At 56.9% G+C, this 355-nt stretch carries 1 pseudogene; it reads right to left on the bottom strand.

The features are described from left to right. Positions 1-11 precede the first annotated feature (11 nt). Positions 12-355 (bottom strand): annotated as a pseudogene (locus IB277_RS37945) (hypothetical protein); the annotation flags it as partial.

Here is a 355-nt window from a genome sequence, read left to right as displayed (position 1 = left end):
TTGCAAGAACATCAGATCCGCCACCGGGAAATACGGTCGTCTGGCGCGGCCTCAGCCGACTGACCGACATTCGCCTCGGAACCGAAATAGCAGCGACGCTCAGATGTGGGTAATTGCAAGCCGGTGAAGGCCGCATGACCTGCGGCCTTCACCGGATGCTTACGATTCAGCGGCAGCATTCTCGCCCTCATCAGTTGTTGGCCGGCGCGACCGTACCTTGCTCGCTTCGCACGGCGCTGTTGTGACCTGGCGCTGGCGATAGCATCTTCGGAGAGAATGGGTCTAACATGGGCGTGACCATAAACGCTCATCTGTTCCTTGATTGCCTCTCTGAGATTTTGAACCAGATGAAAAC

The organism is Ensifer sp. ENS07, from assembly GCF_014852185.1.
In the GTDB taxonomy this organism is placed as follows: domain Bacteria; phylum Pseudomonadota; class Alphaproteobacteria; order Rhizobiales; family Rhizobiaceae; genus Ensifer; species Ensifer adhaerens.
The sequence above is the reverse complement of the archived record's forward strand: the minus strand, read 5'-3'. Positions and strand labels throughout refer to the sequence as shown.